A 25,312-nucleotide genomic window follows, 5' to 3' on the forward strand; every position below is an offset into this window, starting at 1 on the left:
TTACAAATAGAGTGGGGATGTATAAACCGGAAAACAAGTTTCCTTACATCCCCTTTAGCGTAAACAATAATAATTAACTGTTTAAAGAACTTAAATGAATGGAGTTAGTTTACTGAGCACCGCAACGTAAGAACACGAACTTATAATAAACTTACCTAAAGTAATAAAGACACCTTTCAAAATTTGCTGTATAATTTGCTGTATAATGATAACTGTTATCAATTGTGCATAAAAAATGAAGCACCTTTATCCTGCAATGAAAGGATGTCATGACCATGAATACACTGGAAAAGCTGCATACACTTATAATTTTATTCGCTGTCAGCATAGGTCTGGCACTTGGTCAGATTTCAGTTATAGAGTTAAATGCGGAACACTTTATTGTTCCTTTCTTACTCCTTATGTTATATGGATTGTTCTTAGCAATTCCTATTAAAGATTTAAGGAAGGCCTTTTCAAACACCAAATTTGCGGGAGCAAGTTTAATGATTAATTTCATCTGGACACCTATTTTGGCTTGGGGATTGGGGGCTCTTTTTCTCTCAGACCACCCTGCATTATGGATCGGTTTTATTATGTTAATGGTTACACCTTGCACGGATTGGTATCTGGTTTTTACGGGCATTGCCAAAGGGAATGTACCTATGTCTGCTACGATTCTGCCTGTCAACCTGATCCTACAAGTCCTTCTCTTACCACTTTATCTGTTCCTTTTTGCCGGGGTATTGGAAACTGTCAAAATTTCCGTATTGCTGGAAAGTGTCTTTTTAGTATTAGCTTTACCATTTTTACTCGCCAACGCCACCAGGTTCTTTTTACATAAGATGAGTAAATCGGAAATCCTTGAGGAGAGCTTAATTCCTTTCTTTAGTACAGGACAGATTATCTTTTTAAGCTTAGCTATTGCGGCCATGTTTGCTTCACAGGGCAGATACTTAATAGTAAATATAAAGGTTGTGTATACCTTATTGATACCCGTTTTGCTCTTCTTCCTGATTAACTTTTTAGTAGGACGATATATAAGTCGTCTGTTAAAATTTTCTTATAGAGACTCCGTTAGTTTAAATCTTACAACCCTGGCAAGAAATTCACCCATTGCCTTGGCGATTGCCGTTACGGCGTTTCCGGATGAGCCACTCATAGCCTTAGCTTTAGTTATTGGACCCTTAATTGAATTGCCGGTACTGGCGGTGATTTCTCAAATATTATTATTGATAGAAAGGCAAAGTATTCATTCAAACTCCAGTAATATATAGGGGCAATTGAAAAGCCATATAAGCATGCCGTTTCTGGAAATTAAAGTAAAAAGAATGGACGGGCAGGAAATCGGCGAAGATAAACGAAATAATATTGTGAACTTGGAAATACTCAAGAGGTGAAAAGTATGCGTTTTTCAGGAACCCAAAAGTCCGGCGGGCAGTTTGGCTTGACTTTAATCCTTTTATATATCCTATTGGTGCTTGGGGGCTGCAATAGTACGGAGGGTTTACCCACTGTCAGTGTAAAACCAACGGATTATTCTCTTACCAATCCCCAGCCCATGGAGAATCAAAATGTCTTAAGGGTGGGGATTTCTTCAGTTTTGTCACCACGTGAGACCTTGGCTAATTATCAATTCCTGGCTGACTATCTGCAGAGGAAAATTGGCAGACCGGTGCAATTGATACAACGTCAAAGCTATCAGGAAATCAATGACCTGGTTCGGGACCAGGGGGTTGACGTGGCCTTTATTTGTTCCGGGGCCTATGTCACAGGCCAGCAAGAAAATCTGGAATTATTGGTTGTTCCTGAAGTGAATGGGAAATCAACGTATCAGTCCTATATTATTGTGAATTCAAACAGTAAATTTCAGTCCTTTTCAGACCTTAAAGGTCAGGTCTTTGGTTTCACAGATCCCATTTCCTTTTCCGGGACTATTTCCCCAACCTATATGGTGACCCTCTTAAACAGCCGGCCTACTGAGTTCTTTAGCCGGGTAGTTTACACCTACAGTCATGACAACTCCATTAAAGCAGCTTTGGATAATGTGGTAGATGCTGCCGGAGTGGATTCTTTGGTGTATCAATATTCTGCGGCTAAGGATCCTTCCCTGGCGGCAAAGGTACGGATTATTGCTCGCTCTCCCGAGGTTGGCAGTCCCCCGGTAGTTGTTAACAAAACGCTTGAACCCCATCTTAAAGCAGCTTTATTGGAAGCATTATTGCAAATGGATAATGATCCCGTGGGCGAAAAGGCCTTGCAGTCCCTCTTGTATGACCGATTTGTCTTACCTGATTCTGCAGCCTATGAGCCCATTCAAATCATGGTCAAGGCCAATGCCGAGCTTGATGTCAAAAAGTAATCTCTCGGAGAATTAAGCTAAACTCGGAGTTTAATAACGGTTGTTATCTGGGAATATTGGATAAAGAGGAAAGAGGCTTCTAATGTCATTAAGGTCAGGGTTTAGATGGATATCTGAAAAATCAGTGCGGAATTCCTTTGCAAATTATCTCAAGCAGAAACTTAAGCTGGTTCGAGTGCAGAATAAAATCCTCGGCTTAGTGGTGGGAATAGTCATCCTTTTGAGCGGTATGATTGTTTGGGAGATGGGAAATATCTTAACCAACAATTTGCGCGACCAACTGGATAAGAGGGCAGTTTCCATCGGAAGTGATGTTGCGGCCAGGGCTGCCAACCAGTTATTAATCAATAATGCTTACGCTGTTTATGAACTCTTGCAAGATACCCTCAAAAACAATGAAGATGTCTTGTACATCTTTGTTGTTGATCCCCAAGGAAATGTGTTAGCTCACACCTTTGGGGAGGCATTTCCCAAAGAGTTGCTGAAAGCGAACACTGTGGATGGCTCCCATCAGTTTAATTTGACTGTTTTTCGCACAGAAGTGGGAGTCGTCCGCGACGTTGCCGTGCCAATCTTAAATAGCAAATTAGGGATAGCACGGGTAGGCATGGATGAGAACAGTCTGCAAAAAGCGGTCCTGGGGATGACTTGGAATCTGCTCCTGATTGCCCTTTTTGTGTCTGCCTTAGGGATAATCGCTGCCATTTTGTTAACCCGTTTTTTAACCCATCCTATTCGTGAGTTGGTAGCTTTAACCCAGCGAGTCACCCAAGGAGAGCTGGATGTTCAAGGGGTCGTTCATTCTCAAGACGAAATCGGAGTTTTAACCAATGCCTTCAATTTAATGACGGCGTCCTTAAGTCAGAACTACCGGGAACGTGAGAATCTGATGCTGGAACTTAGAGAAAAGGAAGAGCTGCGCCTGCAGCTCCTGGAAAAAGTGATGACAGCCCAGGAAGAGGAACGCAAACGCATTTCCCGGGAACTGCATGACGAAACCAGCCAGGCCCTGACCTCCCTGATGGTGGGCTTAAAAGTTCTGGAAGCTGAAGCCTCCTTTTGTGCCGTGGGGGATCGCTTACAGGATATGCGTCAGATTGTTTCTCAGACCTTGGACGAAGTTCATCACCTGGCCAGAGAACTTCGTCCCAGTGTCCTGGATGATATGGGATTAGTGCCGGCTTTGGAGCGTTATATTCGGGAATATGAAGCCAAATATGGAACGGAAGTCGATTTTAATGTCACCGGGTTTCAAGAGCAGCGTATCCCCGCCACTATTGAGGTAGCCCTTTATCGCATTGTGCAGGAAGCTTTAACCAATGTGGCTAAATATGCTGAAGCCCGTATGGTTTCCGTTTTGCTGGATTGGCGGGAAGACTGGGTTTCGGCGATTGTTGAAGATGATGGACAAGGCTTTGATCTTCAGGAAAAGGTATCCCAGCCCGGGCGGGGACTTGGACTTTTTGGCATGCAGGAGCGGGCTGCTTTACTGGGGGGAACCTTTAAGATCGAGTCCCAAAAGGGGAAAGGAACCACAGTTTTTATTAAAATCCCCGGTAAACCGAATCAAAGGCAAGGAAATGAGGCGTCTCATGTCTGAAAAGAAACTAAGAATTCTGCTGGCGGATGATCATGCCGTAATGAGAGCGGGACTGCGGGTTTTATTGAATCTGGAAGAGGATATTGAGGTGGTAGGAGAGGCAGCCGACGGGGAAGAAGTCGTTAAGATGGTGGATGGAATTCTGCCGGATTTGGTTTTACTTGATCTCACCATGCCCAACTTGAGCGGCATAGAATGCATTGACCGCATTTTAGAGAAGCATCCGGCGATGAAAATCCTGGTTTTGACAATGCATGATGATGAAGAGTATATGAAAGCAGTCATTCGGGCCGGAGGGAAAGGGTATGTTCTAAAAAAGGCCGCCGATGTGGAACTGCTCTCAGCTATCCGCACCGTTTCCCGGGGCGAACTCTATATCTATCCTCCACTGGCTGCCGCTTTGCTTTACCAGATGGTGGGTCCGCAAAATCCGGGCAGCAAGGAGAAAACGGAAAAAAGACTCAGCGAGCGGGAACGGGAAGTCCTTAAGTACCTGGCTCTTGGACATACGAATCAGGATATAGCCGAACTGCTGCATATTAGTGTAAAGACAGTGGAAACCTATAAAACTCGCGTCATGGAAAAGCTTGAACTGCGTAAACGGGCTGAACTGGTGCGCTACGCCATGGAAAATGGAATTATTAACGCTTAAAAACCTGACAGGTGTCAGGTTTTTTCCTGATTGGCAAAGACCATAAGAAGGGGTATGTTTAAGGTTAAGACGATCTTGTTTAGGATTTCTTGGTAAGATACATTGAAATTTCTCCGTAAAATAAGGCTAGAGAAAGTTGTTCATTGGAGAGGGGGGACGAGTTGTCAATTAGCGTCATACGCATAGCACGAATATTTGGGGTTGGCTTACTTATGGCGATGTTCATCACGGGCTGCGGAATTTCTAAAAATACCAATCCACCCACAGTGACAACGCCCGCAGAGAGTACGCAGAAACAAGAAAGAGCTTTAGAAACGTCGAAAAACCAGACTCACGACTATGCAGATTCAACCTCTGTCGCAAATAACTCTCTACCTAAGTCTTTAACCGGGGAATCCATGATTTCTTCCGGTCAATTGGACGAGGGGCTTAAAGCAAAAGCAGACTGGCAGATCATTGATGTTCGTGAACCCGGTGAGTTTACGACGGAGCATGTTCCTCAAGCCATCAATATTCCCTTGGAGTCGGTGGAAGCTCAAATGTCTGAGATTTCCCAGGATAAAAATGTGATTCTCATTTGCCGTACGGGAGTTCGAGCCTTTTCCGCTTGGCAGACTTTGGTGGGCAAAGGATATGATCCGCTGCATTTAAAGGTTTTAGTGGGCGGAATGGTACAGTGGCAGAGTTTAGGGAATAGAGAAGTCACAGATAGTATCTGGGGGTGTTGATTCCGGGGGAGATCCTGGGGATGTTGTCAGGATAAACCCTGACAGAAAAGGCTTTTTCTATAGGGATAAGGAGAAGCAGATTTAGGATTAATCCCGCTACAGGCAGACTAAATTCAGGGATAAGATGGAGGCAGGTGAAGAAATTCACCTGCCTCCGAGTCTTGAGAGCCTAAATATCCATCTAAGTTGTCAAGACCGATAGGGTGTCCTGGAGAAATTCGGCGCCTGCCCGTATTTGGCGAAGGTGGCAAGCACTTATCATGATAAGGAGATGAGACCATGGGAAAACGGTATGCTATGGTGATTGACCTGCGCAAGTGCGTTGGTTGTCATGCATGTGAAGTGGCCTGTAAAAGTGAGAACAATGTGCCGCTGGGTGTCAACAGATCCTGGGTCGAGGAGCTGGAAACCGGGAAATTCCCCAATGTTTCCCGCCATCGCTTGCCTCGGCTGTGCAATCACTGCGAGAATCCGTCCTGCCTCAATGTTTGTCCCGTTAAAGCCACCTACCAGCTGGAGGATGGGACGGTACTGGTGGATTATGAGCGTTGTATCGGCTGCAAGTATTGTATTGCCGCCTGTCCCTACGATGCCCGCTTCATTAATCGGGAGCGCAAAACGGCTGAAAAATGTACCTACTGTCATGATCGGGTTGCAGCAGGTCTGCTGCCGGCTTGTGTTAACACCTGCATCGGCGGTGCCCGTTATTTTGGGGACTTGAATGATCCCCAGAGTGAAGTGGCCAAATTGCTGGCAACTGAGGCTGTGACGGTGAGCAAACCGGAAACCAATAATCGTCCTCAGACCTACTACATCAGAGCAGATGAAAAGGCCTTGCGTCCCAATCTGTTAAACATTGTTGGGGGTGGAAAATAATGATCACGGTTCATTTCTTTGACGTACCCCATGAGATTTACTGGGGTTTACTCATTGCCTTGTATTTTTACTACACGGGAATGAGCGCCGGTTCCTTTATCCTGACCAGTTTGGGAACTGTTTTTGGAATTGAAAAGTATAAAAAAGTCTCAAAAGTGGGGGTGATCATGGCCATTGTCCTGCTGCTTTTTGCCCCCTTGCATCTGCTTTTTGACCTGTCTCAGCCGGGGAGATTCATTAATCTTTTCACCCATGTCAATCTTACCTCAGCCATGTCCTGGGGCGTTTATCTTCTGATTCTCTATCCGGCTTGCCTGATGATTTATGCTTGGTTTCTTTTCCGTCAGGACTTTGTCAAGGGCTTAAACCAAGGCGGCTTTAAAGCATCCCTCTACCGCTTTTTGCTCTTTGGCAAAACGGATATGTCTGAAGCGTCCAAAGAGAATGACAAAAAACAAGCCAAATTTTTCGGAACCTTGGGGGTTCCTCTGGCTTTAGCGGTTCACGGGTATACGGGCTTCATACTAGGCAATGTGCAGGCTCGTGCTATTTGGCATACACCCCTCATGCCGATTATTTTCTTGATGTCAGCCATGGTTTCAGGCACCGGTCTTTTTATAATCGTCTTGATGCTGGTGGAGAAATTCAAATTTGGCCGTCTTAACGAGGATATCAAAGCCTTAATTGCGGATATTGCCAACCTCATGAAGTGGTTCATTGTTGTGGACGGAGCTCTCATGATTATCTACTTTATTGTTCTTTGGTATTCCTCTGAATCCGGGTATGCTGCCGGCTATTTCCTCCTGCATAACGAAGGTTGGAGTTTCTTAGGACTGGAAAACATTCTGGGCATGCTCGTTCCCTTGTTAATTCTCCTATCCAAAAAAGCCCGTCAAAGTCTCCCGGCCGTGGTGATTGCTTCCGTTCTGACGATTATCGGAGTGCTGGCCATGCGGATAAACCTGGTGATCGGCGGCCAAAAATTGCCCCTGACGGGCAGCAAAATCGTCGAGTACGTGACCTCCGGACAGGACATCGCCATTGTGTTGGGGATTGCTCTGGCGGTGATAGTGGTATTGTCCTTCTTATACTCAGTTCTGCCTATGAATCGCCCGGGAGCTCAGGAACGAGCAGAAATACAAGGAAATAAAACCATTCCAACAACGAAGGGGGTTGCCCAATAAGATGGAAACAACACGCAGAAAATTTCTCCAGGGTGCCGCTGCTTTGGGTGTAACCATGGCTGTGGCCCCAATGGTGTTCGCAGATACTGCCTCCCAAGGAATTCCCGGCTGGAAAGAGGGTTCCCCCTCGGAAGATGCTTTGGATACTGACCCCGGCGTAAGCTTTGTCTACTCAACCTGCTTAGGCTGCCGCAGTGATTGCAGTTTAAGAGGCAAAATCAAAGACGGTGTGGTTATCAAACTGGATGGCAATCCCTACAGCCAGATGACCACGGATACGCCCCTGAACTATGCTGCCGATCCCCAAGAAGCCAGAAAGTCGGCAGGAAAACTTTGTCCCCGCGGGCAAGCCGGCCTCCAGCTGCTCTATGATCCTCTCAGGGTCCAACAGCCCTTAAAACGGGCGGGCAAACGGGGAGAGAATAAATGGCAAGCCATTAGCTGGGATCAAGCCTACAAAGAAATCATTGAAGGCGGAAATCTGTTCGGGGAAGGAAATGTTGAGGGATTAAAGGCTGTCAACGATCTCAACACCCCCATCGATCCCGAAGCTCCGGAGCTGGGTCCCAAAGCCAATCAATTTGTCTTCTTAGCGGGACGGATCGAGAATAGCCGTTCTGAACTTGTCAAACGTTTTGTGAATAATTCCTTCGGCTCCATTAACTGGTTTGAGCACACAACGGTGTGTGAACAGAGCCACCACATTGCCACTGGATTTACCTTTGCGGGCAAACATCACTTGAAGCCAGACTTTGAAAACACGAAGCTCATACTCAATTTTGGTGCCAACTATGGAGAGGCAAATTTCCCGATGAATGGGTTAAGCCGTAAATTGGCTAATTTCAAACTAAATAAGGGTAAGTTGATTACGGTGGATCCGCGATTTTCTGTCAGCGCTTCAAAATCCGACGAATGGGTTCCGGTTCTACCTGGAACGGATGCCGCTTTAGCTTTAGGAATCATCCAATGGATTATTGACAATCAGCGCTACGACAAGTCCTTTCTGGAAGCGCCTTCCAAAGAAGCCGCCGCCAAGAAAGGAGAAGCGAGTTGGTCAGACGCCACCTACTTGGTTCGCAGCGATAATGGCAAGTATTTGCGGGGAGATGAAGCAGGGCTGGGAGGGACTAAAGAGGACTACGTGGTTTTAGTTGCCGGAGTTCCAACCTTAGCAGGGAAAGCGGATGCCGGGGACTTGCTCGAGGAAGGGGCAGTCAATCAAATCCCCTGCAAAACCTCCTTCCAGCTTTTAACTGAAGGAGCTAAAGAGAAAAGTCTGGATGAGTACGCCAAGATCTGCGGAATTCCCAAAGAACAAATCATCCGAGTCGCCGATGAGTTCTCCTCCTGCGGCAAGCTGGCGGTGGCAGATTTCTACCGGGGTCCGGTCCAGCACACCAATGGTTTCCAAGCCGGCCGAGCCATCTGTATTCTAAATATGTTGGTAGGCAACGTGGATCACCGCGGCGGCTATCAGGCCGGGGGCACATCCCTCAGTTACATGGGAGATAAGAACGGAAAATACCAAGTGGCCAAACTTCATCCCGGTGCCGTGAAGCCCAAGGGAGTCCGGATTTCCCGGGAACAAGCCAACTATGAGGATTCCACGGAATTTAAGAAGAAGGGCTATCCTGCCAAGCGTCCCTGGTTTCCTTTAACCAAAGATGTTTACCAGGAGGTGGTGGCCGGAGTGATGGATGGCTACCCTTATCCGGCGAAGATCCTTTGGCTGCACATGGGAACCCCGGCTTATGCTATACCCGGCATGAAAGACCGGATTATTGCAGCTTTTAAGGATACTGAGAAAATTCCCCTCTTTATTGCTACGGATATCGTCATTGGCGATACCTCTATGTATGCGGATTATATCCTGCCGGAGGTCACTTATTTGGAACAATGGAATGCTCTGGGAGCCGCACCGACGATTTTGGGGTTAGTGGCCGATGTTCGTCAGCCCATGACCCATGTATTGCCGGAAACAAAATCCCTGGAAAACATCTGCATTGATCTGGCTAAGCGCATGAACCTTTCCGGGTTTGGAGATAATGGTTTTGGGGCGGGGATACCTCTTAATAAAGAAGAAGATTGGTATTTGAAATTGGTGGCTAACTTTGCCAGCCAATACGGAAAAATACCCGGGGCTACGGAAGAAGCTCAGGTAAACTATATCCTTGCCCGGGGCGGAGTGTTTGACGCCGGCGGGGCCTACGAGGGACTGATGATGAAAAGTAAGGTAGCCAGCCTTTGTACAATTTATGCAGAAAAAGTCGCCACCACCAAGGATTCTATGACGGGCAAACCCTTTGACGGCATCCCTAAATACTATCCTGTGCAGGATGCCAAGGACCAAGAAATTAAGGACGACGGCTATCCCTTTATCGCAACCACTTACAAGCAGGCCTTCCAAACCCACAGCAGAACCATTTCTGCTCCTTGGTTAACAGAGATTCAACCGGAGAACTTCATCGAAATGAATAACGAAGACGGGGAACAACTGGGGGTGAAGGACGGCGAGCTGGTTAAGGTGAGCGGGCCCAGTAATCAGGAGGGAGTTCAAGGGAAGGTTCGCCTGCGGCCGGGAGTACGGCCGGGAGTGGTCATTGCCAGCGTTGGCTATGGTCACTGGAACTATGGCGCTGCAGATGCGGTCATCGACGGCAAAAATATGCCGGGGGATGCGAAGCGGGGCAAAGGGGTAAACATCAATTATGCTATGCGGGTTGACGATTCCATTGGCAACGTCTGCCTGGAAGATAAGATTGGGGGAAGCTGTTCCTTCTATGATTCTCGGGTGAAAGTTGAAAAAGTCTAAGAAGGTGAAGTAATGACGCAGTCAGCGGATTTCCAAAGCGAGTCTCTGAACCGGGCAGTTCTCTATAACCTGTTTGCAGGGTCCTTAGCCCGCAAAGTGGATGACTCCTGGCTTAATCCAGGTTTTCGGGAGAAACTTCACTTGGGATTGCCCCCTGTCTCAGGCAAGGAAGAAGTCTTACAAGCCTTAACAAGGGCAGCTGAAGACCCTAAGTATTTTGCAGAGCTGCAGCTGGACTATGATGCCTTATTTAATGTGCCGGGTCCCAAACTTACCTTTCCTTATGAATCCTGTTATACTCATCGGAATATTGATGGAACCTATGGGCGTCTCTGGCAGGAGCCGGCCCAGGATATGCATCGTATTTTAGAGGAATGGGAGATTATCTTCGCGGAGGGCTGGAATCTCATCCCGGATCATGTGGCCATTGAACTCTCCTTTATGGCCGAGCTTTGCCGGCGGACCGGTCTCGCCCAAGAGGCTGAGGATCTGCAGCGGCTTCAGGAATGGCAAAGAGAGTTTTTTCAGGCTCATCTCAATTCGTGGCTGGGGGAGTTTGTCACGGTCTTGGCTAAGAAAGCCGGTACGGAATTCTATCAAGGTTTAGCCCAGTTGCTCGGGGCCTTTTTAGAGGAAGAAAAAGAAGGTTTAAAGGCAGCTTTAGAATTGGAAAAATAATTTAAGAATTGAATTACAATCTTAAGCAGCAGCAGAGATCACTCAAATTCGAGTAGTCTCTGCTGGTTTTTTGTACTACCAGAAAGTATAAACTTGCGTTATATACTGCAAGAAAGGTAATCCGCGCGAAGACAGTGTCTTCAGGCACCAACCAAGTTTTCTATACCTGACTCAAGCGGATGATGAATTTGTAATTCTTAACTCTTAACTCTTAACTCTCAGAACTGAGCTGGGAGTTTTCGTTTTTTATAACATTGACAAAATAAGTTTCACCTCATATAATTAGTATATTATAAATTGCTAATATACTAATTATATGAGGTGATTCAATGACTTATCTGGGTAACAAACTCATTGCAAATGTCTTCAAAGCATTAGGTCATCCTACAAGAATCCAAATAGTTAAGCTCTTAAGAAATGGTGAACTGTGTGTTTGTGATATTCTACCTGATCTTGATTCTGAACAATCTAACACATCTCAGCATCTTACTGTGTTAAAAAATCAGGGTATTGTTGAAAGCAGAAAAGAGGGATCTAAGGTTATCTATTCAATTAAAAGTGAGAAAATTTATGAGATGATTGATCTTGTCGAAGCAATTATTCTAAATCAAATTGAAGAAACAAAGACTTCACTGTCAAAATAATAAGGTTGAGATGCTATGGCAACTCAATGTAATTTGGGATATAGAATCAAGGGAGATGATCACTTGTTTATTTTTGAATGGCTAAATAACCAATTGCTTAGAATGGAGTGGCTCAGTAATTTAGTAAAGCTCTTGGTAGAAAAGGTTTTTGGGTTAAGCATCCAGGATCGCTTAGGCGGAAGCATTCATTTCTATATTTATGACGTCATAAAAATCTTCATCTTGCTTTCAGTCTTAATCTTTACAATTTCCTATATCCAAAGTTTTTTCCCACCGGAGAGAACCAGAAAGATATTAGGCAGATACAAAGGAGTTTCTGCTAATATTTTAGGCGCTTTACTTGGAACGGTCACACCCTTTTGTTCCTGCTCTTCCATACCCTTGTTCATAGGCTTTACCAGTGCAGGTCTGCCGATCGGTGTGACGTTTTCATTTTTAATATCCTCTCCTCTTGTCGATTTAGCCTCAGTTATTTTACTGGCCAGTATCTTTAACTGGAAAATTGCCATAGCTTATGTGGTTGTTGGGATTGTCCTGGCAGTGATTGGCGGTACCATCATTAGTAAGGCGAAGCTTGAGAAGTATGTAGAATCCTTTGTCTTTGGCAATAAGATACTTGAGGTGGATCAAGAAGAGCTGACGACTCGTGAAAGAATGGATTATGCCAGAGATCAGGTCTTAGACATCATTAAAAAAGTATGGCTCTATATTCTCATCGGGGTAGGAATAGGGGCGGCCATCCACAATTGGATTCCTGAAAACATCATTTCAGCAGTCCTGGGCCAGGATAAATGGTATTCGGTCTTGTTAGCCACCCTTGTGGGTGTGCCAATGTATGCGGATATCTTCGGAACCTTGCCCGTCGCTGAAGCCTTAGTATTAAAAGGGGTAGGGATTGGAACTGCCTTATCCTTCATGATGGCTGTAACAGCCCTCTCACTGCCTTCCATGATCTTGTTAAAGAAAGTTGTGAAGATGAGACTTTTAGCGATTTTTGCGGGTATTGTTACTCTGGGAATTCTTATCATTGGCTACTCTTTCAATGCCTTTGGTTATTTATTGATGTAGTCGAAGTTTAACATCTCCGAAAAATTGCATTTACGGATGTCATGGATGGGGTGTAAGTTAAAGTTCTTAGAGTTTATAATGGCATATTTATGGGGGTTAATTGGCTTTTAAATCTTTTGTTTGATATTTTAACGAAAAAAGTTAGGGAGTGGATTGGTATGATCATTAAGATTTTAGGTTCAGGGTGTAAAAATTGTGAGACTTTAAAAGAAAATACGGAGAAAACATTAAAAGAGACAGGCATAACGGCGGAAATTATTAAAGTCAATGACCTTAAGGAGGTTATGGCCTATGGGGTAATGTCGACCCCGGCCTTAGTGATTGATGAGAAGGTTGTTTCCGTTGGTAAGGTTTTAAAGCCGAAGGAAATAGCTAAGATCCTCGAAAATCATAAGTGAAATAGGTTTAGCCTCAGGCCCTTTTTAATAACACACTTGTCGCAGCAAATTTTTTTCCACCGGAAGCGACAGATAAGGTGGCTGTATTTTCTTGTACTCAGAAAATACAGCTGTTTTTTAATGTAATTTTAGAACTAACTGTAGACAGGGGGCGTTGTAGCTGGTATTATTCCAAAGTGGAATGTTTTGTATGAAGGAATATTATAATACAAGGAGAATAACATATTGATCGAAAGGATGTTGATCCTGTGAATCTGGCACGTTTGAAGACTTTGGCCATGGTGGCTCAAAGCGGAAGTATTAGTAAGGCGGCGCTTGAGCTTAACCTTACCCAGCCGGCGGTAACAAAGCACATCCAAAGCTTGGAGGAGTACTATGGGAGGCCTCTCATTGATCGCTCAGCCAGAGAGGCCGTGCTCACGGAAGAAGGACAACTTCTTAATCGTTATGTGCTGGAAGTGCTCCGATTGATGTATGAAGCAGAAAGGGCGCTGGCTAAAATGAGCAAAACCGTTCAAGGATCTTTGCGTATAGGAGCGAGTTCGATTCCCGGACAGTATATACTACCACTTGCCCTGGGGGAATTCAGCCGAAATTATCCGGAAGTGGACATAGCCGTGGAGATAGGAGATACAGAGCAGATTACTCGCCTCGTATTAGAAAACAAAGTGGATCTCGGCTTAGTGGGAAATGCAGTGAAGGAGCGGCAGTTGGAATGTTATCCTTGTGCGGAGGATGAACTGGTTCTGATCCTGCCTCCGGACCATCCCCTGGCGCAAGCAGAGGAGATCCGGGCAGAAGATCTCTGCGGGGAAAAAATGGTGTGGCGGGAGATTGGCTCAGGGACGCGGAAGACCGTCGAGGGTTGGTTGGCTCAAGCCGGAGTTAAGCTGGGAGAGAAAAAGGGGAGTGTAGAACTGGGCAGCACGGGTGCGGTCGTGGCAGCCGTTGAAGCGGGTTTGGGTTTGTCCATTGTCTCAATTTGGGCTGTTGTCCGTCCTTTGGCCTTCAAAACATTGGCGGTTAGGCGATTAAAAAATCTAAGTATGAAACGTCGGCTGTATGTTATCCAGTCGACTCAAAATACGCGCCGACCTGCTCAGGCTTTTTTCGATTTTATCCTGGGTGACGAAGGAAAGTGTGCGCTGGATCGGGTTTTCACAGAGATTCCATGGTTCCCTGTACAGGAATGATCACACCTTAAGCTCGATAGGGCAGATTTGGGTGATTAATGCTTTTTGGGTTCATTAAATAATGAAAGAGGTGAATTAACTTTAAAATGGAAAAGAAAAATCCAAAACTAGGTGGTAAGCTTCTTGTTCTTGCCCTGATCGTTCTGGCAGTTTGTAGCTATTTTCTAATTCCTTCTGTAAGAAACACCTTGAACAATATTTTCAACATGTTTGCCAGCGGAGATTTTACCGTTGTGAAAGAATTTGTAAACTCTTACGGTCCTTATGCTATGGTAGTTTCCTTCCTTCTGATGATCTTACAATCTGTTCTGGCACCGCTTCCCGCTTTCCTGCTTACTTTTGCAAATGCCAACCTGTTCGGTTGGTGGCAGGGTGCCATTTTATCCTGGAGCAGTGCCATGGCAGGTGCGGCACTTTGTTTTTGGATTGCCAAAATTTTGGGCAGAGATGTGGTGGAAAAAATCACAAGCAAAGCTGGCCTTAAGCAATTCGATCTATTTTTTGAACGTTACGGAAAACAGAGCATCTTGATTTGCAGACTGCTTCCTTTTATGTCCTTTGATATCGTCAGTTATGCTGCAGGACTTACCTCTATGAAATTTTGGCCCTTTTTTTTAGCTACGGGTCTTGGACAGTTACCCGCAACCCTTGTTTATTCTTATGTCGGCGGCATGTTAACGGGTGGAGCAAAATTGTTTGTAACAGCGCTTCTGATCCTCTTTGCGCTCTCTGTCCTGGTTGTCCTCATCCGTCAAATTTATACAGCAAAACATAAAGCAACTTCGACTTTGAGACCATAAGGGTAGCTAGTTTTGAGCAATACCCGGAACCCTCTTTGGAGCAGGATTTACCAAGATAAAATACTTCGCCTGCATGTTCTCAACAATGATTGGAATTATTCCCGGGGTTCTGGTTTTTACGAACCTAGGAGAAAGGCTTTAGATGAAAGATCTACTGTTTATACTAGTTGTTGGAATACTGTCTCTGATGGTTATCGTATCAGTCCTCTTAAAGAGGAGAGTTTCCTTTGATGAGTTGCAATCTAAGGTTCTAAACAAACAGGAGTGTCTTTGACAAAGTAATTTAATTCCAAACTCTATTAAATACGGCACTATGACACTGTTTGGTAAAAAATATTTGACATTTCAAAATAATGGAGGATGAATAAATGAAAAAGGTATTATCCTTAGTTTTAACACTTGTAGTAATTATGGCATTAGTAACAGGATGTGGTTCAAAGTCAAATACTCAAAGTACAGAGACAAACAAGGAATTTAAATTGGGTGAACTATCAGACACAAAGACTATGGTGGTCAATAAGGATAAGAAAGAAATCCAAATGCTGGCTCAAGTAAATGGCAAGTACTTAACCGAAGATACCAGACATGGGGTAGTTTTTAAGGAAGGAACCAACGGGGAAAAGTCAGTATTAAGAGGAATGGCTAATCAAAATGATTTTTACAATGCCCTTCTGGAAATAAGCGCCAAACCAGGCAACAACATTTCCTTAGATGACATGAAATTGGCAGCTGAGAGCGTTGAAGGTTCTAAGCTTAATGTATTTGTTACCTGGAATGGACTCGGAAAAGAAATACCATTCAGTGACATATTAAAGTCAAATGAGAAGAGACCGATGGATATACGATTTGGAGGTAACATTGAGGCTGCAACGAGTCTGAAAACAGGATGTATTCTATGCCTGGATAGCTGTGCAGTGGGTATTACCAGCGACGCTGCCTTTAAAGCTAATGAACTTACATTAAAAAAACAAGTTAAAATTACCGGTAATCCAGATGTTCTCCCCCCGGATGGGACAAAGGTTGCAGTAATATTCAGACTGGCACAGTAGTTAACACATGGCAGGTACGGGATATTTCTTGTACCTGTCTATTATTTTTTATTATCGGGAGGATTCTATGAGATTATTTGCCTTAATTTACAACACCTTTGTTTGGGGGTTGTTAACAGCTATCATAGCCTTTAATAACCAATGGCTGGAAATGAGAATCAATATTGGTTATATAATTCCGGTTATAATGTTCATCCTAATAACTGCTGTATTGATTTATAAAAAGCCGGTCATTATGACGGTAAGATTTACTCTGTTAAATCTCATGTCATGTTTTCTCCTTGTTTATTTCATTATAGGAAGCAAAAGATTGACAGTGGTGCCGGCAGCAATAATACGAGAGGCCATTAATAAGACAGACATTACCTTCCCTGCGATTAACATGTTTTTAATCCTCTGCTTAGGTTTAGGTTTAATTGTAATTTGGCTATGGAAACCAAAGAGTTCTCAATAAAACCTTCGGATGTGTGGGATTCATCTATATAGGAATTGGGCTAACTATTATTCCCATAGCTTACTTTATTGGGGCTTGCTCTTATCATCACCTTACTTTTGAGGTTTGTCATTGAAGAACTAACTGCAGACCGAGTAAGCCCGAGGAACTGTTGAATCAGTTTCTCGGGCTTATCATGGTTTTTCACCTTAACTCTGCAGGGTAAACCAAAAGTGAGTTAGAGTGAGTAGATTGAACAACGAGCGGTGAAATACTAACCCCAAAAACGCACGGGGAAGCTTTAAGTGAAAAAAACCTGAATAAGAGCGCGGTTGTTCAATTCAAAGATTTAGTAAGGGATCAGTCCACACTCCTCTAAAATTTGCTGACCTTGTTTGCTTAAAATCAAGTCCAGAAAATCCTTTGCCGCTACCGGATTTTCCGCATTTTTCGGAATAGCAATGGCAAATTCAATAGGTGCACCGGGAATAGTGATCATTTCGCCGGAATTCTTTCCTTGCAAACTCACGCTAGACTGGCTGTAATAGTCTGCATAGGTCGGGTTGGAGAGGTTTATCTTTTCCGGCAGAGTCAGATATCTCAAGCCAAACTGATTGACCACACAGAGGTATTCAAAGCCATAGTCTAGTTTACCTACCAACACATCAGAGGCCAAATCATAGGATTTGGGATAAATCAAGTCCCCCCTGCAGATCTGGTCCAGCTCTTTAAAGAGACCCCTCCGTCCGTAATATTGCTCCGACAGCTGCCAGACCATCAGTGTACGATAACCGCAGGGGTCTAAATGTTGGTTCGACCGTCCAAAGGTGACTTCTTCCCTAAGCAGGATATCAAACCAGTTCCGGGCATTGATTTCTCCACTGCCCCTGGAAAACTCGTTATAAGCCAGGACAATTTGGTCGTTGGCAAAAATGTAGTATTTGTCTATATACTCAGGCCCAAGCAGCTCAGCAAAGATCATGGGGTCTGCCAAAGCCAGGATATCCACCACCTTGCCCTCACGTACTTGTCTGGCACAGGCACGCGAACCATAGGACTCCAGCTCAACCTTTAGCTCCGGACGAGCGTCTTGCAGCAACTTGGCACATTCCACCACCGGTTTGCGCAATGCCCCGGCATGTAATATTTTTAAGAGTTTCTGATGACTCATCTCTCCTTCACCTCCTGCTGGTACTGCTCTAAAAAAGCTTGCATTTTGATCACTTTTTCAGTAATTAACTGTACAGAATACTCCAACGCCTGGTGACCTTCGGGGCTTAACTGGTAGGATCGTCGGGCGGGGCCGGTGTGGGCAGTTTCCCACTGAGAAAGGACTAGCCCATCATCTTCCATCCGGCGAAGGTTGCGGTAAATGGTGGCTGGATCCGCTTCGATTTCGGAGAAACCTGATTCGTTAATCTTTTGAATCAACTCGTAACCATGGGCTGGCTTATGGGCCAAAAAATTAAGCAGAGCCGGTACCAGCATCTTATCTATGCGCCCGGCAATATAAGCAAAGGCGGGGTTTTGCGCTTCTTCTTTCACAGACTCACCTCGAAATTCATTCTGCATCTAACATTCTTCTTCCGTCACATAAAACCTGCTAATGTGGTAATTTGCCTGCAGGGTGGTTTCCAAAATCTGATCATAGGTTATCCTTTGGGAGTCATAGAAAACAATAACATCCCGGTGCTTTAACTGATACTGCAGAATTCCTTCTAACTGTCCCAGGATTTGCTGCAGACTTGTTTTGTTCTCTTCATCAATATCAAGAGTAATTTCCCCGGTGACCATACTCTACCACACCCTGTTAATTATTTATACCCAAAATAAGAGAATACTCTCTATAGATTACCCAGCGGTTGGGATGGCGTATAAATCTAGTAAATTAGAAGAAATATTGTCCAATGTAGCTGAAAGCCAGGAACAGAATTAAACCGGTTAAGATAATCTTAATAAATCTATCGGGCAGAAACTTCTGAATACGAGCACCCACATAAGTGCCCAGCAGACCACCGATACCAAAGAGTGTGCCCAGCATCCAGTCCGGAGTCACTGCCGCACCGGCTGCTACGTTGCTCGCAGCCAGAATGTGGTAGTAGGCAACCCCGGCAATGGAGGTGATGAAAGTACCTGCCAGAGCAGCACCGGCTACGGTATAAACCGGCAGACCCAGCACAGCCACACAGAAGGGAGAAATGATGGCCCCGCCGCCAATGCCATAAATGCCGCCGATTAAACCCACGACCAAAGAGAGGCCCAAAATGGATATTCCACTAAAGGAATAGGTTTCCCCCCAGAATTCATACTCAATCTTCTTCCAGGAAACAGTCTTAGTCTTAACCACTGCCCCTGCAGGCAGACCGGAAGCCATTCGGCCGGAATTTTCTACCTTCAGTTTAGCCACTTGTTCGGCAAACTTATTCTGCATGATTTTATTTTGCTCTTTAACCTTCTTATTCCAGCCCATCACTTCCGACAAAAGCCGGTAGCCCAGGTACAACAACACCAGGCCCACAAAGAGTTTAAAGACTTTGGGATCAGGTAAGTAGAGGATGCGAACCCAGGCCCCAAGGAATACCCCCGGCAGAGTACCAATGACCACCGCCCAAGTTAGGGGCCAGGCCATGCGCCCCTCTTTGATGTAGCGGTAGAGACCACCGGGGATGGCTACAATATTATAGATTAGGTTAGTAGGACTCACTGCCGGACTGGTAAAGTTCAGAACACTCATCTGGAAGGGAAGCAGCAGAAATGCACCCGACACCCCGGCAGAGGCTGTTAATGATGATACCAGAAAGGCTACCAAAGGTGGAATAAAGGGTAATACATCGACACCGGATACTGCAAAATGCATAGTATTTCCTCCTTTCAAGTTATCATGGAAAAAACTAATTCATGAGAGGATGATTAAGAAGTAGATTCACTTATTTCTTTTATCTATATATGCATAACGACTATTGTCACCGTGCACATATAGTCAGTGAATATCTATTCTACAGCACTTAATAATATCCTTCTTTTCTAGAATTAAATTTTTCAGATCGCCACAAACGTCTCTTAAAATGCAGACACTGCGACTTTGGGCCTTGAGTATTAAACCTCAGCTATTGACAAGGAAGATGATGAGAGTCTTAACCTAGGTTGGGTTGGAGGCTGAAGCGGTAGGGTTGCAATAGGGGAAAGGCTGGCAGCTAGCATCTGAAATGGGGTAAAGGCTTCTAATGGGAATAAGGTTTGAAATGCGCATTTCAAACCCGGGTTGGGAAGGGGATAGCCGTCGGATCTTAACTTTGCGGCGAAGCCAATCACTGCTGGGTTCTTTCCTTTAAACCTTTCGTTAAAAAATTAAGCACCTTTTTGCTATAGGCTTCATAGGCTGCGGGATCTTTGGCAGACAGGGTTTTCAGCTCTGCGGTTAATTCCTTGAGGGTTCTGTCCAAGCTATCGTATAAAAAGGCGACTCGATTGGCGCAGGCTTTGTTTTGAGCTTCATTAAGCTTCTTATTCATCACGCGGATATCCTCGTAAGAGGTGCTTTTCTTAATGGAGTTTAACTCCGACTGCAGCTGCACCTCTTTGGTTTCCATCTCCCTTTGGGACTGGTTTAACTCCACAGCTTTGGTCTTCAGCTTGTCGCGCTCAGTGGTCAGCCGGGTTATTTGGTTCACCTGGTCATCCAGGGTTTTCTGGAGATCTCCTTTTTCCTTGAGGGCCTGATCCCGTTCCTTAAGGGCCTGGCTCCGGTCATTCACCGCCTTTTCCAGCTCCCGGGTGGACATGTTTTCCACATCCAGCTCGGCAATGAATTCCGCCCGTTCTTCCGCAGGGATTCCTAAGAGGATAAGAGCCTGGGTATAATTCAGATTCGGCAGCTCGTGGGCCTGGTTGCCGGCGTCGAGGGAGACGGTCTGCGGGGTTCCATAAGCCTCGAAGATGCGCATCAGTTTGGCGGCGGTTTGCTGAGAGTAGCTGAAGGACTCCTCCAGCCACTTGCCCCATTCCCCATGGGGAAGCAGCCCCTTGGCCTCTTTCAGGCGTTGGCCGATCTCGATAGCACCTGTCAGTAGAAATTTTCCCGTCTGATATTTAATGGTATTAATTTCAGCTGCAATCACAGGCGGCGTGCGATTCGTTGTCAAAGCGTTCATAATAATTGCTGATCCTTTCAGTGCTTTTTTCATAGAATATGAGCTTAAACTCGCCAGTGTGAAAAATTTACGATCAAACGTCTCTGTCCAATTCCTCCCTGGGGGCCAATTTAACAGAGAAAACAGAAGGCTGACCCCTTAATGGTCAGCCTTCTGTCTGCATATTTCCGCCTAAAGCTGGGGCGGATCGTAGAGGTCCTCGGTTGAAGTGTTGATCACCTTGATATCGCGTTTTCCGGTTAGCTCACCGCTGGTGGTAATATAGACATTCTTCTCAATAATCATGTCCATAACGGTTTCGGCATCCGCCTGCTGTAGGTTTACCTTAGGATCCGGAATGGTTATAGAGAAGGTTTTTCCCCCAGCTGTCGCAAAAGTTAATCTTAAGATCTTAGTCGTTGTCACGGCCATGGGGTCACCTCATTTCCTATTAATTTTACCAGAGCTACTCTTCAAGCAGCTCATAGCTTTTTCTAAGGAGGACGCTTGTTACGGGATTCTGGCCCAGACTGAATAAAGCGGCCGCCACATCATAAGCATCTTGTTCCGTGGTGTCAGCCTTCAGATCATTCAGGCTTTTTTGTTTGATCACCGGGCTGCCTTCAGGAGTAGATCCATTTTGGTATTTGACAATTAGCGTTGAATTTAAAGACATGGCATTAACAGCCATCATTTTCACTCCTCGCGTTCCTATTGACCGGCATTTCTATCAGCCTGTCAGTTTATTCTATGATTTGGTTCGGACAAAGGTTACAGCCAGGTCATCATTTTTTAATCCCCGTATGATCTTTTTGTAATTAGAAACATCTGACTTAAGACCCATTAATGAGTCTCTGTACTTTGGGGAATTAGTCGAATCTTTAGGAGTTGGTGTTGACCTCCATGTCTGCCTGTCCCAAATTGAAAGGCGCCTTTCAATTTGGGACAGGCAAATCGGTGACAAAGCCGATGACCTGTGTAACGGTTATTGCCGTATTGAAAGATCATTCTAGGATTGGGGCATAAGATCACGAAAATCGGGGTTTGGCTAGCAAGGTTGGTTGATAGCGTCAACTAAATTACTCAAAGGAGATTAACTGATGATCAGAAATATACCGGATTTTCGAAACCCTGCAAGAAATAGCCTGGCATTTTGGCAACCATGGATTTAATGGAGAGTATTGTGGAATCTTTCCTTAGTAAAATTTATGGCCCTCAAAAAGGGAGCATAATGCCGTGGTCCGACTCCTTTGGGCTCTTCACCAGAGGGGGGTGAGGTTAGCGAAGTCCCGGGAATACCAGGGAATGAGATCGATTTTGATGTTTACTGAAAGACTTTTCAGAGAATACCAAGTTAGTGGTAACCTTGCATGCCTCAAATGTAACGGGTACATTGCTGCCCATTCAAGAAATTGGGCAATTGCTCATGAGTATGGTGCTTACTATTTGCTGGATGCCGCTCAGACAGCTGGAGTTTTTCCTATTGATATGGGGTGTCTTGCCGTGGATCTACTCGCCTTTGAGATTAAAACCGCATTATTGGCGGTAAAGAGTGTGGCAGAGGAGTTGGGCTAATCTGTTGGGCAGCCGTGAGTTATTAAATGAGGCATTTGTACTTAGATACAGATGCCTCATTTACATTTTCTTGTGATAATTTGTTTCAGATGCAAAACTTAAGAGTGGGCTGGGTATTACTTGCCAATGAAGTTTGCAGAATCAACCATTTTCTTTCCTAGCAGTGCAGAATTTTTCTTCACCTCTATTTCTTGTCGAAACCGCCGAAGTCTAATGATATTAAAGAGTGAGAGTGCACCACCAATGCAGATAAAAATACCGGAATGAGCAGCATTGAACAATAAGACAGATTTTTCAGCACCCATGAACAGTGATGTCCAGAAAATAGGACAAAAAACACCGACTAATGCAATATTGCGCCCGGTTCTTATGCCTTCAAGGAAACGTTTCTCATTATCGCTAGGTGGTTTTGTAGGTTGATTCTTGCCCGAAATCTTGCTTGTGACTTGCTTGCCAGCCATGCAGTAGGGGCAATATCCCAGCATATCTTTAATTGCATTCCATATCTTAGGACTTTTTATTACGGAAGATCCCCTTCCTTCGAGTCGCAACAGGGACGCCCTGTTGCGATAGAAAATGGCATTCATTTCTTCTACACCATTGGGGGCACAGAGACCATGATGTGCAAACCCCGACTACTTTACAAATTTACTTCGTTATTTTTAATTTTTTTAAGTTCACTATCCCATTCCTCACTGTCCAGACCAACCACGCATTTACCGTCCACTCGCATATCCAACCTATGGTTGCAACGAAGCGTTTCCTGCGCCATTAAAATAGCTGGGATACTGGCAACGGCCGATTTTACATATGTATCAAATTCATCTTCAGGCGGGCGATGATAATAAAACGTCCATTTGCCCTCTCTTTTTTCGTAGACAAGTCCCGCGTTTTTCAATACTTTTAAATGGCGAGATACATTGTACTGAGTTTCCCCCAGCACATCCATAATCTCGGATACGCAAATTTTAGAATCAATGGTGCAGAGAAGCCAGATGATTTTGAGGCGTGTTTCATCGGATAATGCTTTGAAAATGGACATATATCGTTCAAATGGATTTGGTTCATACATTGGACTCGCCACCTCACTTATAATGTATACATGTGCATGTTTGCATATATATTATAAGTGAATTTGATTAATTTAGCAACCTTTTCATTCGATAGCGTCAAATCGTATGCTGCAAATAGCAGACAACGAATAACTGTTATCTAGCAAAGCAAATAAAAAGATTGATTGGATCAATAAGGTCTAACCCCAGAACCTATTACATCAGTTCCTAGGGTATTCACAACGGATTCTTCAAATATTAATCAAATCACTTGACAATAGAGAATTAATTAAGCATAATAAACACATGCACAAACGCGCATTTAAGCATGTTATATTATTTAAGGAGGTATAAGTTTAGTGGTAACAAGCATCAATAGTTTAAAGATAGTTTTCTTTCAATAAAGATTACTACGCTGTCAATATTGAAGAAGTTGATGTAAACAAGGATAAGTTATTAGGAGAGTGACAAGTATGAGCCAAATTATTTATAATAACATTTTAGTGGGTGTTGATGGATCCAAAGAATCAGAAAATGCTTTCGACAAAGCTGTTGCAATTGCCAAAAGAAATGAAGCAAAATTATTTATGACCCATATTGTGGATGTTCGTTCCTTTGCAACAGTTGAAGCAGTCTACAAGAAAACTGTCCTCCGAACACCCTGAGAGTTACGCAAAGCAATTATTAACCTTTTTTGAAGAAAAAGCAAAAGAGGCTGGTTTGTTAAATGTTGAATTACTTTTTGGCTATGGTTCGCCAAAAGTTGAAATCACCAATAAAATAGCCCCCGACCATAAGGTTGATTTAATTATTTGTGGTGCAAATGGGGTTAATGCTATAGAACGTCTCATTATTGGGAGTGTGTCAGAGTATATTGTTCGCCATGCTAAATGTGATGTCTTAGTCGTTCGTCCGAATAACTAGAAGAATAAAAGAAAGTGTGTTTAGGGTATGTCCGAACCCCCATAGATTAAGCGAGATATATAGGGCTCAACAATATTTACCACTTTTAGTTTCAGCATAATTTAATATGCATATTAAAAATATTTTGGAGGTTTATTAAGGTGTTTGAAGAACAATTAAAAATTGCTTTAGCGGAGTTTTGGCATGTAGCTTGGGTATTAGTGCTCGTCATTGGAGTTATTTCAATCATTACAGGTTTTGTGAGAGAGTATGTTCCACAAGAGAAGCTCCAAAAAAAATTGCAAAACCAGAAACCAGTGAAAGGAGCTCTGATGGGAGCCGGTTTGGGTGTACTCACACCATTTTGTAGTGCTTCCATGGTGCCAATTGCAAGAGGAATGATTGAAATGTCAGCACCTTTTTCAACCGTGTTACCGTTTCTTATTTCAGCTCCACTCTCGAATTTTGTTGTAGTAGGTATTATATTTGCCACATTTGGCCTTAAAACAGCACTGATCTATTTCATTTGGACGTTTTCCTGTGCAATCATTGCTGGGCTTACCGTTGGATTTAGCAGTGTAAAGCATCATGTAAAATCTTTAAGTCAACTTTCAGTAAATAACTCAAAAACAAACGCTACATCGAGCTGTGGATCTATACCGGTAAGCTTCACGCAATTTGACTCAAGTTGTTCTGCTGCACCGCCAAGTTGTGCACCTACTACCTCAAGTTGTTGCTCACCAGCACCTTCAAATGGGGGACATGCCGAAAAGGTTCGGGGAGCATTATTGTTTGGAAAGGTACTTTTTAAACAAATTGTCCCTTACGTTATTATTGGTGCAGCCATCAGCGGAATTGCAGTTGCATTTATTCCAAACACCATCATAGAAAAATACCTTGGAGATGGCTCATGGTATGCTATACCTATTGCTGCTGTTATCGGAGTACCCTTATACCTTCGTATCGAAATGGCAATCCCAATCCTTAGTGCGTTGCTTGCAAAAGGTATGGCGATGGGTCCGGCTATGGCATTACTTATTGGGGGTACAGGTGCCAGCCTGCCTGAAATCGCCATACTGTCATCTATGTTAAAGCCAAAAGCACTTATTGCTTTTGTATTAACTGTTATTGTTATCGCTATGCTAGGTGGAGTGTTATTTATGTTCGTATAGATGTCTTTTGTAAGATTGCTTCGT

The 25,312-nt window shown here is 44.2% G+C and carries 29 protein-coding genes and 1 riboswitch; of the genes, 20 read left to right on the plus strand and 9 right to left on the minus strand.

Annotated elements, in window-relative coordinates; genetic code table 11:
• The first annotated feature begins 275 nt into the window (after nt 1–275).
• From LJE72_RS14035 to LJE72_RS14110, 16 genes are all read left to right on the plus strand, one after another.
• On the plus strand, nt 276–1,256 hold the full coding sequence (locus tag LJE72_RS14035; protein WP_229248279.1) for an arsenic resistance protein: 981 nt from the start codon (nt 276–278) through the stop codon (nt 1,254–1,256).
• A gap of 128 nt (nt 1,257–1,384) precedes the next feature.
• Entirely contained in the window at nt 1,385–2,341 is a 957-nt protein-coding gene (locus tag LJE72_RS14040; protein WP_229248281.1) for a substrate-binding domain-containing protein, read from the plus strand.
• Between the two features lie 82 nt (nt 2,342–2,423).
• Complete coding sequence (locus LJE72_RS14045; RefSeq protein ID WP_229248282.1) at nt 2,424–3,941, plus strand: sensor histidine kinase; 1,518 nt, start codon at nt 2,424–2,426, stop codon at nt 3,939–3,941.
• Nucleotides 3,934–4,593 (plus strand): response regulator, encoded by a 660-nt coding sequence (locus LJE72_RS14050; protein ID WP_229248283.1) that lies wholly within the window; start codon nt 3,934–3,936, stop codon nt 4,591–4,593. Before LJE72_RS14045 ends, LJE72_RS14050 begins: the two co-directional genes overlap by 8 nt.
• Nucleotides 4,594–4,754: 161 nt before the next feature.
• Nucleotides 4,755–5,321 carry a rhodanese-like domain-containing protein gene (locus LJE72_RS14055; RefSeq protein WP_229248284.1) on the plus strand — a complete coding sequence of 189 codons (567 nt, stop codon included), beginning with the start codon at nt 4,755–4,757 and terminating at the stop codon, nt 5,319–5,321.
• Nucleotides 5,322–5,461: 140 nt separating this feature from the next.
• Nucleotides 5,462–5,584: riboswitch (molybdenum cofactor riboswitch) on the plus strand.
• 16 nt (nt 5,585–5,600) lie between these two features.
• Complete coding sequence (gene dsrO / locus LJE72_RS14060; protein ID WP_229248285.1) at nt 5,601–6,197, plus strand: sulfate reduction electron transfer complex DsrMKJOP subunit DsrO; 597 nt, start codon at nt 5,601–5,603, stop codon at nt 6,195–6,197.
• On the plus strand, nt 6,197–7,381 hold the full coding sequence (gene nrfD, locus LJE72_RS14065; protein WP_229248286.1) for an NrfD/PsrC family molybdoenzyme membrane anchor subunit: 1,185 nt from the start codon (nt 6,197–6,199) through the stop codon (nt 7,379–7,381). The genes dsrO and nrfD overlap by 1 nt, the downstream gene beginning before the upstream one ends.
• A 1-nt stretch (nt 7,382) precedes the next feature.
• Nucleotides 7,383–10,193: a molybdopterin-dependent oxidoreductase gene (locus LJE72_RS14070; RefSeq protein ID WP_229248288.1), complete on the plus strand. Its 2,811-nt coding sequence runs from the start codon at nt 7,383–7,385 to the stop codon at nt 10,191–10,193.
• Nucleotides 10,194–10,205: 12 nt separating this feature from the next.
• Nucleotides 10,206–10,871: a TorD/DmsD family molecular chaperone gene (locus LJE72_RS14075; protein ID WP_229248290.1), complete on the plus strand. Its 666-nt coding sequence runs from the start codon at nt 10,206–10,208 to the stop codon at nt 10,869–10,871.
• Nucleotides 10,872–11,200: 329 nt separating this feature from the next.
• Nucleotides 11,201–11,515, plus strand: coding sequence for an ArsR/SmtB family transcription factor (locus LJE72_RS14080; RefSeq protein ID WP_229248292.1), 315 nt, complete (start codon nt 11,201–11,203; stop codon nt 11,513–11,515).
• Nucleotides 11,516–11,578: 63 nt separating this feature from the next.
• The gene (locus tag LJE72_RS14085) at nt 11,579–12,583 is read left to right on the plus strand and encodes a permease (protein ID WP_229248294.1); all 1,005 of its coding nucleotides are present in this window, start codon (nt 11,579–11,581) and stop codon (nt 12,581–12,583) included.
• Nucleotides 12,584–12,741: 158 nt separating this feature from the next.
• Entirely contained in the window at nt 12,742–12,981 is a 240-nt protein-coding gene (locus LJE72_RS14090) for a thioredoxin family protein (protein ID WP_092335228.1), read from the plus strand.
• 248 nt (nt 12,982–13,229) lie between these two features.
• Complete coding sequence (locus LJE72_RS14095; RefSeq protein WP_229248296.1) at nt 13,230–14,174, plus strand: selenium metabolism-associated LysR family transcriptional regulator; 945 nt, start codon at nt 13,230–13,232, stop codon at nt 14,172–14,174.
• 86 nt (nt 14,175–14,260) lie between these two features.
• Nucleotides 14,261–14,974, plus strand: a complete 714-nt coding sequence (locus LJE72_RS14100) for a TVP38/TMEM64 family protein (RefSeq protein ID WP_229248297.1) — start codon at nt 14,261–14,263, stop codon at nt 14,972–14,974.
• Between the two features lie 368 nt (nt 14,975–15,342).
• The gene (locus LJE72_RS14105) at nt 15,343–16,023 is read left to right on the plus strand and encodes a YdjY domain-containing protein (RefSeq protein WP_229248298.1); all 681 of its coding nucleotides are present in this window, start codon (nt 15,343–15,345) and stop codon (nt 16,021–16,023) included.
• A 67-nt stretch (nt 16,024–16,090) separates the two neighbouring features.
• Complete coding sequence (locus LJE72_RS14110) at nt 16,091–16,477, plus strand: hypothetical protein (protein ID WP_229248299.1); 387 nt, start codon at nt 16,091–16,093, stop codon at nt 16,475–16,477.
• Between the two features lie 328 nt (nt 16,478–16,805).
• Here LJE72_RS14110 and LJE72_RS14115 read toward each other — a convergent pair whose 3' ends face one another.
• The 7 genes from LJE72_RS14115 to LJE72_RS14145 all read right to left on the minus strand — a co-directional run bounded on the left by LJE72_RS14115 (nt 16,806) and on the right by LJE72_RS14145 (nt 21,277).
• Complete coding sequence (locus LJE72_RS14115; RefSeq protein WP_229248300.1) at nt 16,806–17,627, minus strand: extracellular solute-binding protein; 822 nt, start codon at nt 17,625–17,627, stop codon at nt 16,806–16,808.
• Entirely contained in the window at nt 17,624–18,001 is a 378-nt protein-coding gene (locus tag LJE72_RS14120) for a PadR family transcriptional regulator (RefSeq protein WP_229248301.1), read from the minus strand. Before LJE72_RS14120 ends, LJE72_RS14115 begins: the two co-directional genes overlap by 4 nt.
• A gap of 27 nt (nt 18,002–18,028) precedes the next feature.
• On the minus strand, nt 18,029–18,250 hold the full coding sequence (locus LJE72_RS14125) for a hypothetical protein (RefSeq protein WP_229248302.1): 222 nt from the start codon (nt 18,248–18,250) through the stop codon (nt 18,029–18,031).
• Nucleotides 18,251–18,344: 94 nt separating this feature from the next.
• On the minus strand, nt 18,345–19,313 hold the full coding sequence (locus tag LJE72_RS14130) for a sulfite exporter TauE/SafE family protein (RefSeq protein ID WP_229248303.1): 969 nt from the start codon (nt 19,311–19,313) through the stop codon (nt 18,345–18,347).
• A gap of 451 nt (nt 19,314–19,764) precedes the next feature.
• A complete protein-coding gene (locus LJE72_RS14135) occupies nt 19,765–20,607 on the minus strand; it encodes a DUF3102 domain-containing protein (RefSeq protein WP_229248382.1) in 843 nt (280 codons plus the stop codon).
• Between the two features lie 171 nt (nt 20,608–20,778).
• A complete protein-coding gene (locus LJE72_RS14140; RefSeq protein ID WP_229248304.1) occupies nt 20,779–21,018 on the minus strand; it encodes a DUF2922 domain-containing protein in 240 nt (79 codons plus the stop codon).
• A 34-nt stretch (nt 21,019–21,052) separates the two neighbouring features.
• The gene (locus LJE72_RS14145) at nt 21,053–21,277 is read right to left on the minus strand and encodes a DUF1659 domain-containing protein (protein ID WP_229248383.1); all 225 of its coding nucleotides are present in this window, start codon (nt 21,275–21,277) and stop codon (nt 21,053–21,055) included.
• Nucleotides 21,278–21,906: 629 nt separating this feature from the next.
• On the opposite strand from LJE72_RS14145, the gene LJE72_RS14150 reads away from it, so the two are divergent.
• On the plus strand, nt 21,907–22,161 hold the full coding sequence (locus tag LJE72_RS14150) for an aminotransferase class V-fold PLP-dependent enzyme (RefSeq protein WP_229248306.1): 255 nt from the start codon (nt 21,907–21,909) through the stop codon (nt 22,159–22,161).
• A 116-nt stretch (nt 22,162–22,277) separates the two neighbouring features.
• On the opposite strand, the gene LJE72_RS14155 is transcribed toward LJE72_RS14150, so the two are convergent.
• Complete coding sequence (locus LJE72_RS14155; protein ID WP_229248307.1) at nt 22,278–22,748, minus strand: hypothetical protein; 471 nt, start codon at nt 22,746–22,748, stop codon at nt 22,278–22,280.
• 53 nt (nt 22,749–22,801) lie between these two features.
• A complete protein-coding gene (locus LJE72_RS14160; RefSeq protein WP_229248309.1) occupies nt 22,802–23,233 on the minus strand; it encodes an ArsR/SmtB family transcription factor in 432 nt (143 codons plus the stop codon).
• Nucleotides 23,234–23,686: 453 nt separating this feature from the next.
• On the opposite strand from LJE72_RS14160, the gene LJE72_RS14165 reads away from it, so the two are divergent.
• The 3 genes from LJE72_RS14165 to LJE72_RS14175 all read left to right on the plus strand — a co-directional run bounded on the left by LJE72_RS14165 (nt 23,687) and on the right by LJE72_RS14175 (nt 25,288).
• Nucleotides 23,687–23,878 (plus strand): universal stress protein, encoded by a 192-nt coding sequence (locus LJE72_RS14165; protein WP_229248311.1) that lies wholly within the window; start codon nt 23,687–23,689, stop codon nt 23,876–23,878.
• Complete coding sequence (locus tag LJE72_RS14170; protein WP_229248313.1) at nt 23,829–24,137, plus strand: universal stress protein; 309 nt, start codon at nt 23,829–23,831, stop codon at nt 24,135–24,137. The genes LJE72_RS14165 and LJE72_RS14170 overlap by 50 nt, the downstream gene beginning before the upstream one ends.
• Nucleotides 24,138–24,277: 140 nt before the next feature.
• Nucleotides 24,278–25,288 carry a permease gene (locus LJE72_RS14175; protein WP_229248315.1) on the plus strand — a complete coding sequence of 337 codons (1,011 nt, stop codon included), beginning with the start codon at nt 24,278–24,280 and terminating at the stop codon, nt 25,286–25,288.
• Nucleotides 25,289–25,312: the final 24 nt, after the last annotated feature.

Source organism: Desulfosporosinus shakirovi (assembly GCF_020595055.1).
GTDB classification, from domain to species: domain Bacteria; phylum Bacillota; class Desulfitobacteriia; order Desulfitobacteriales; family Desulfitobacteriaceae; genus Desulfosporosinus; species Desulfosporosinus shakirovi.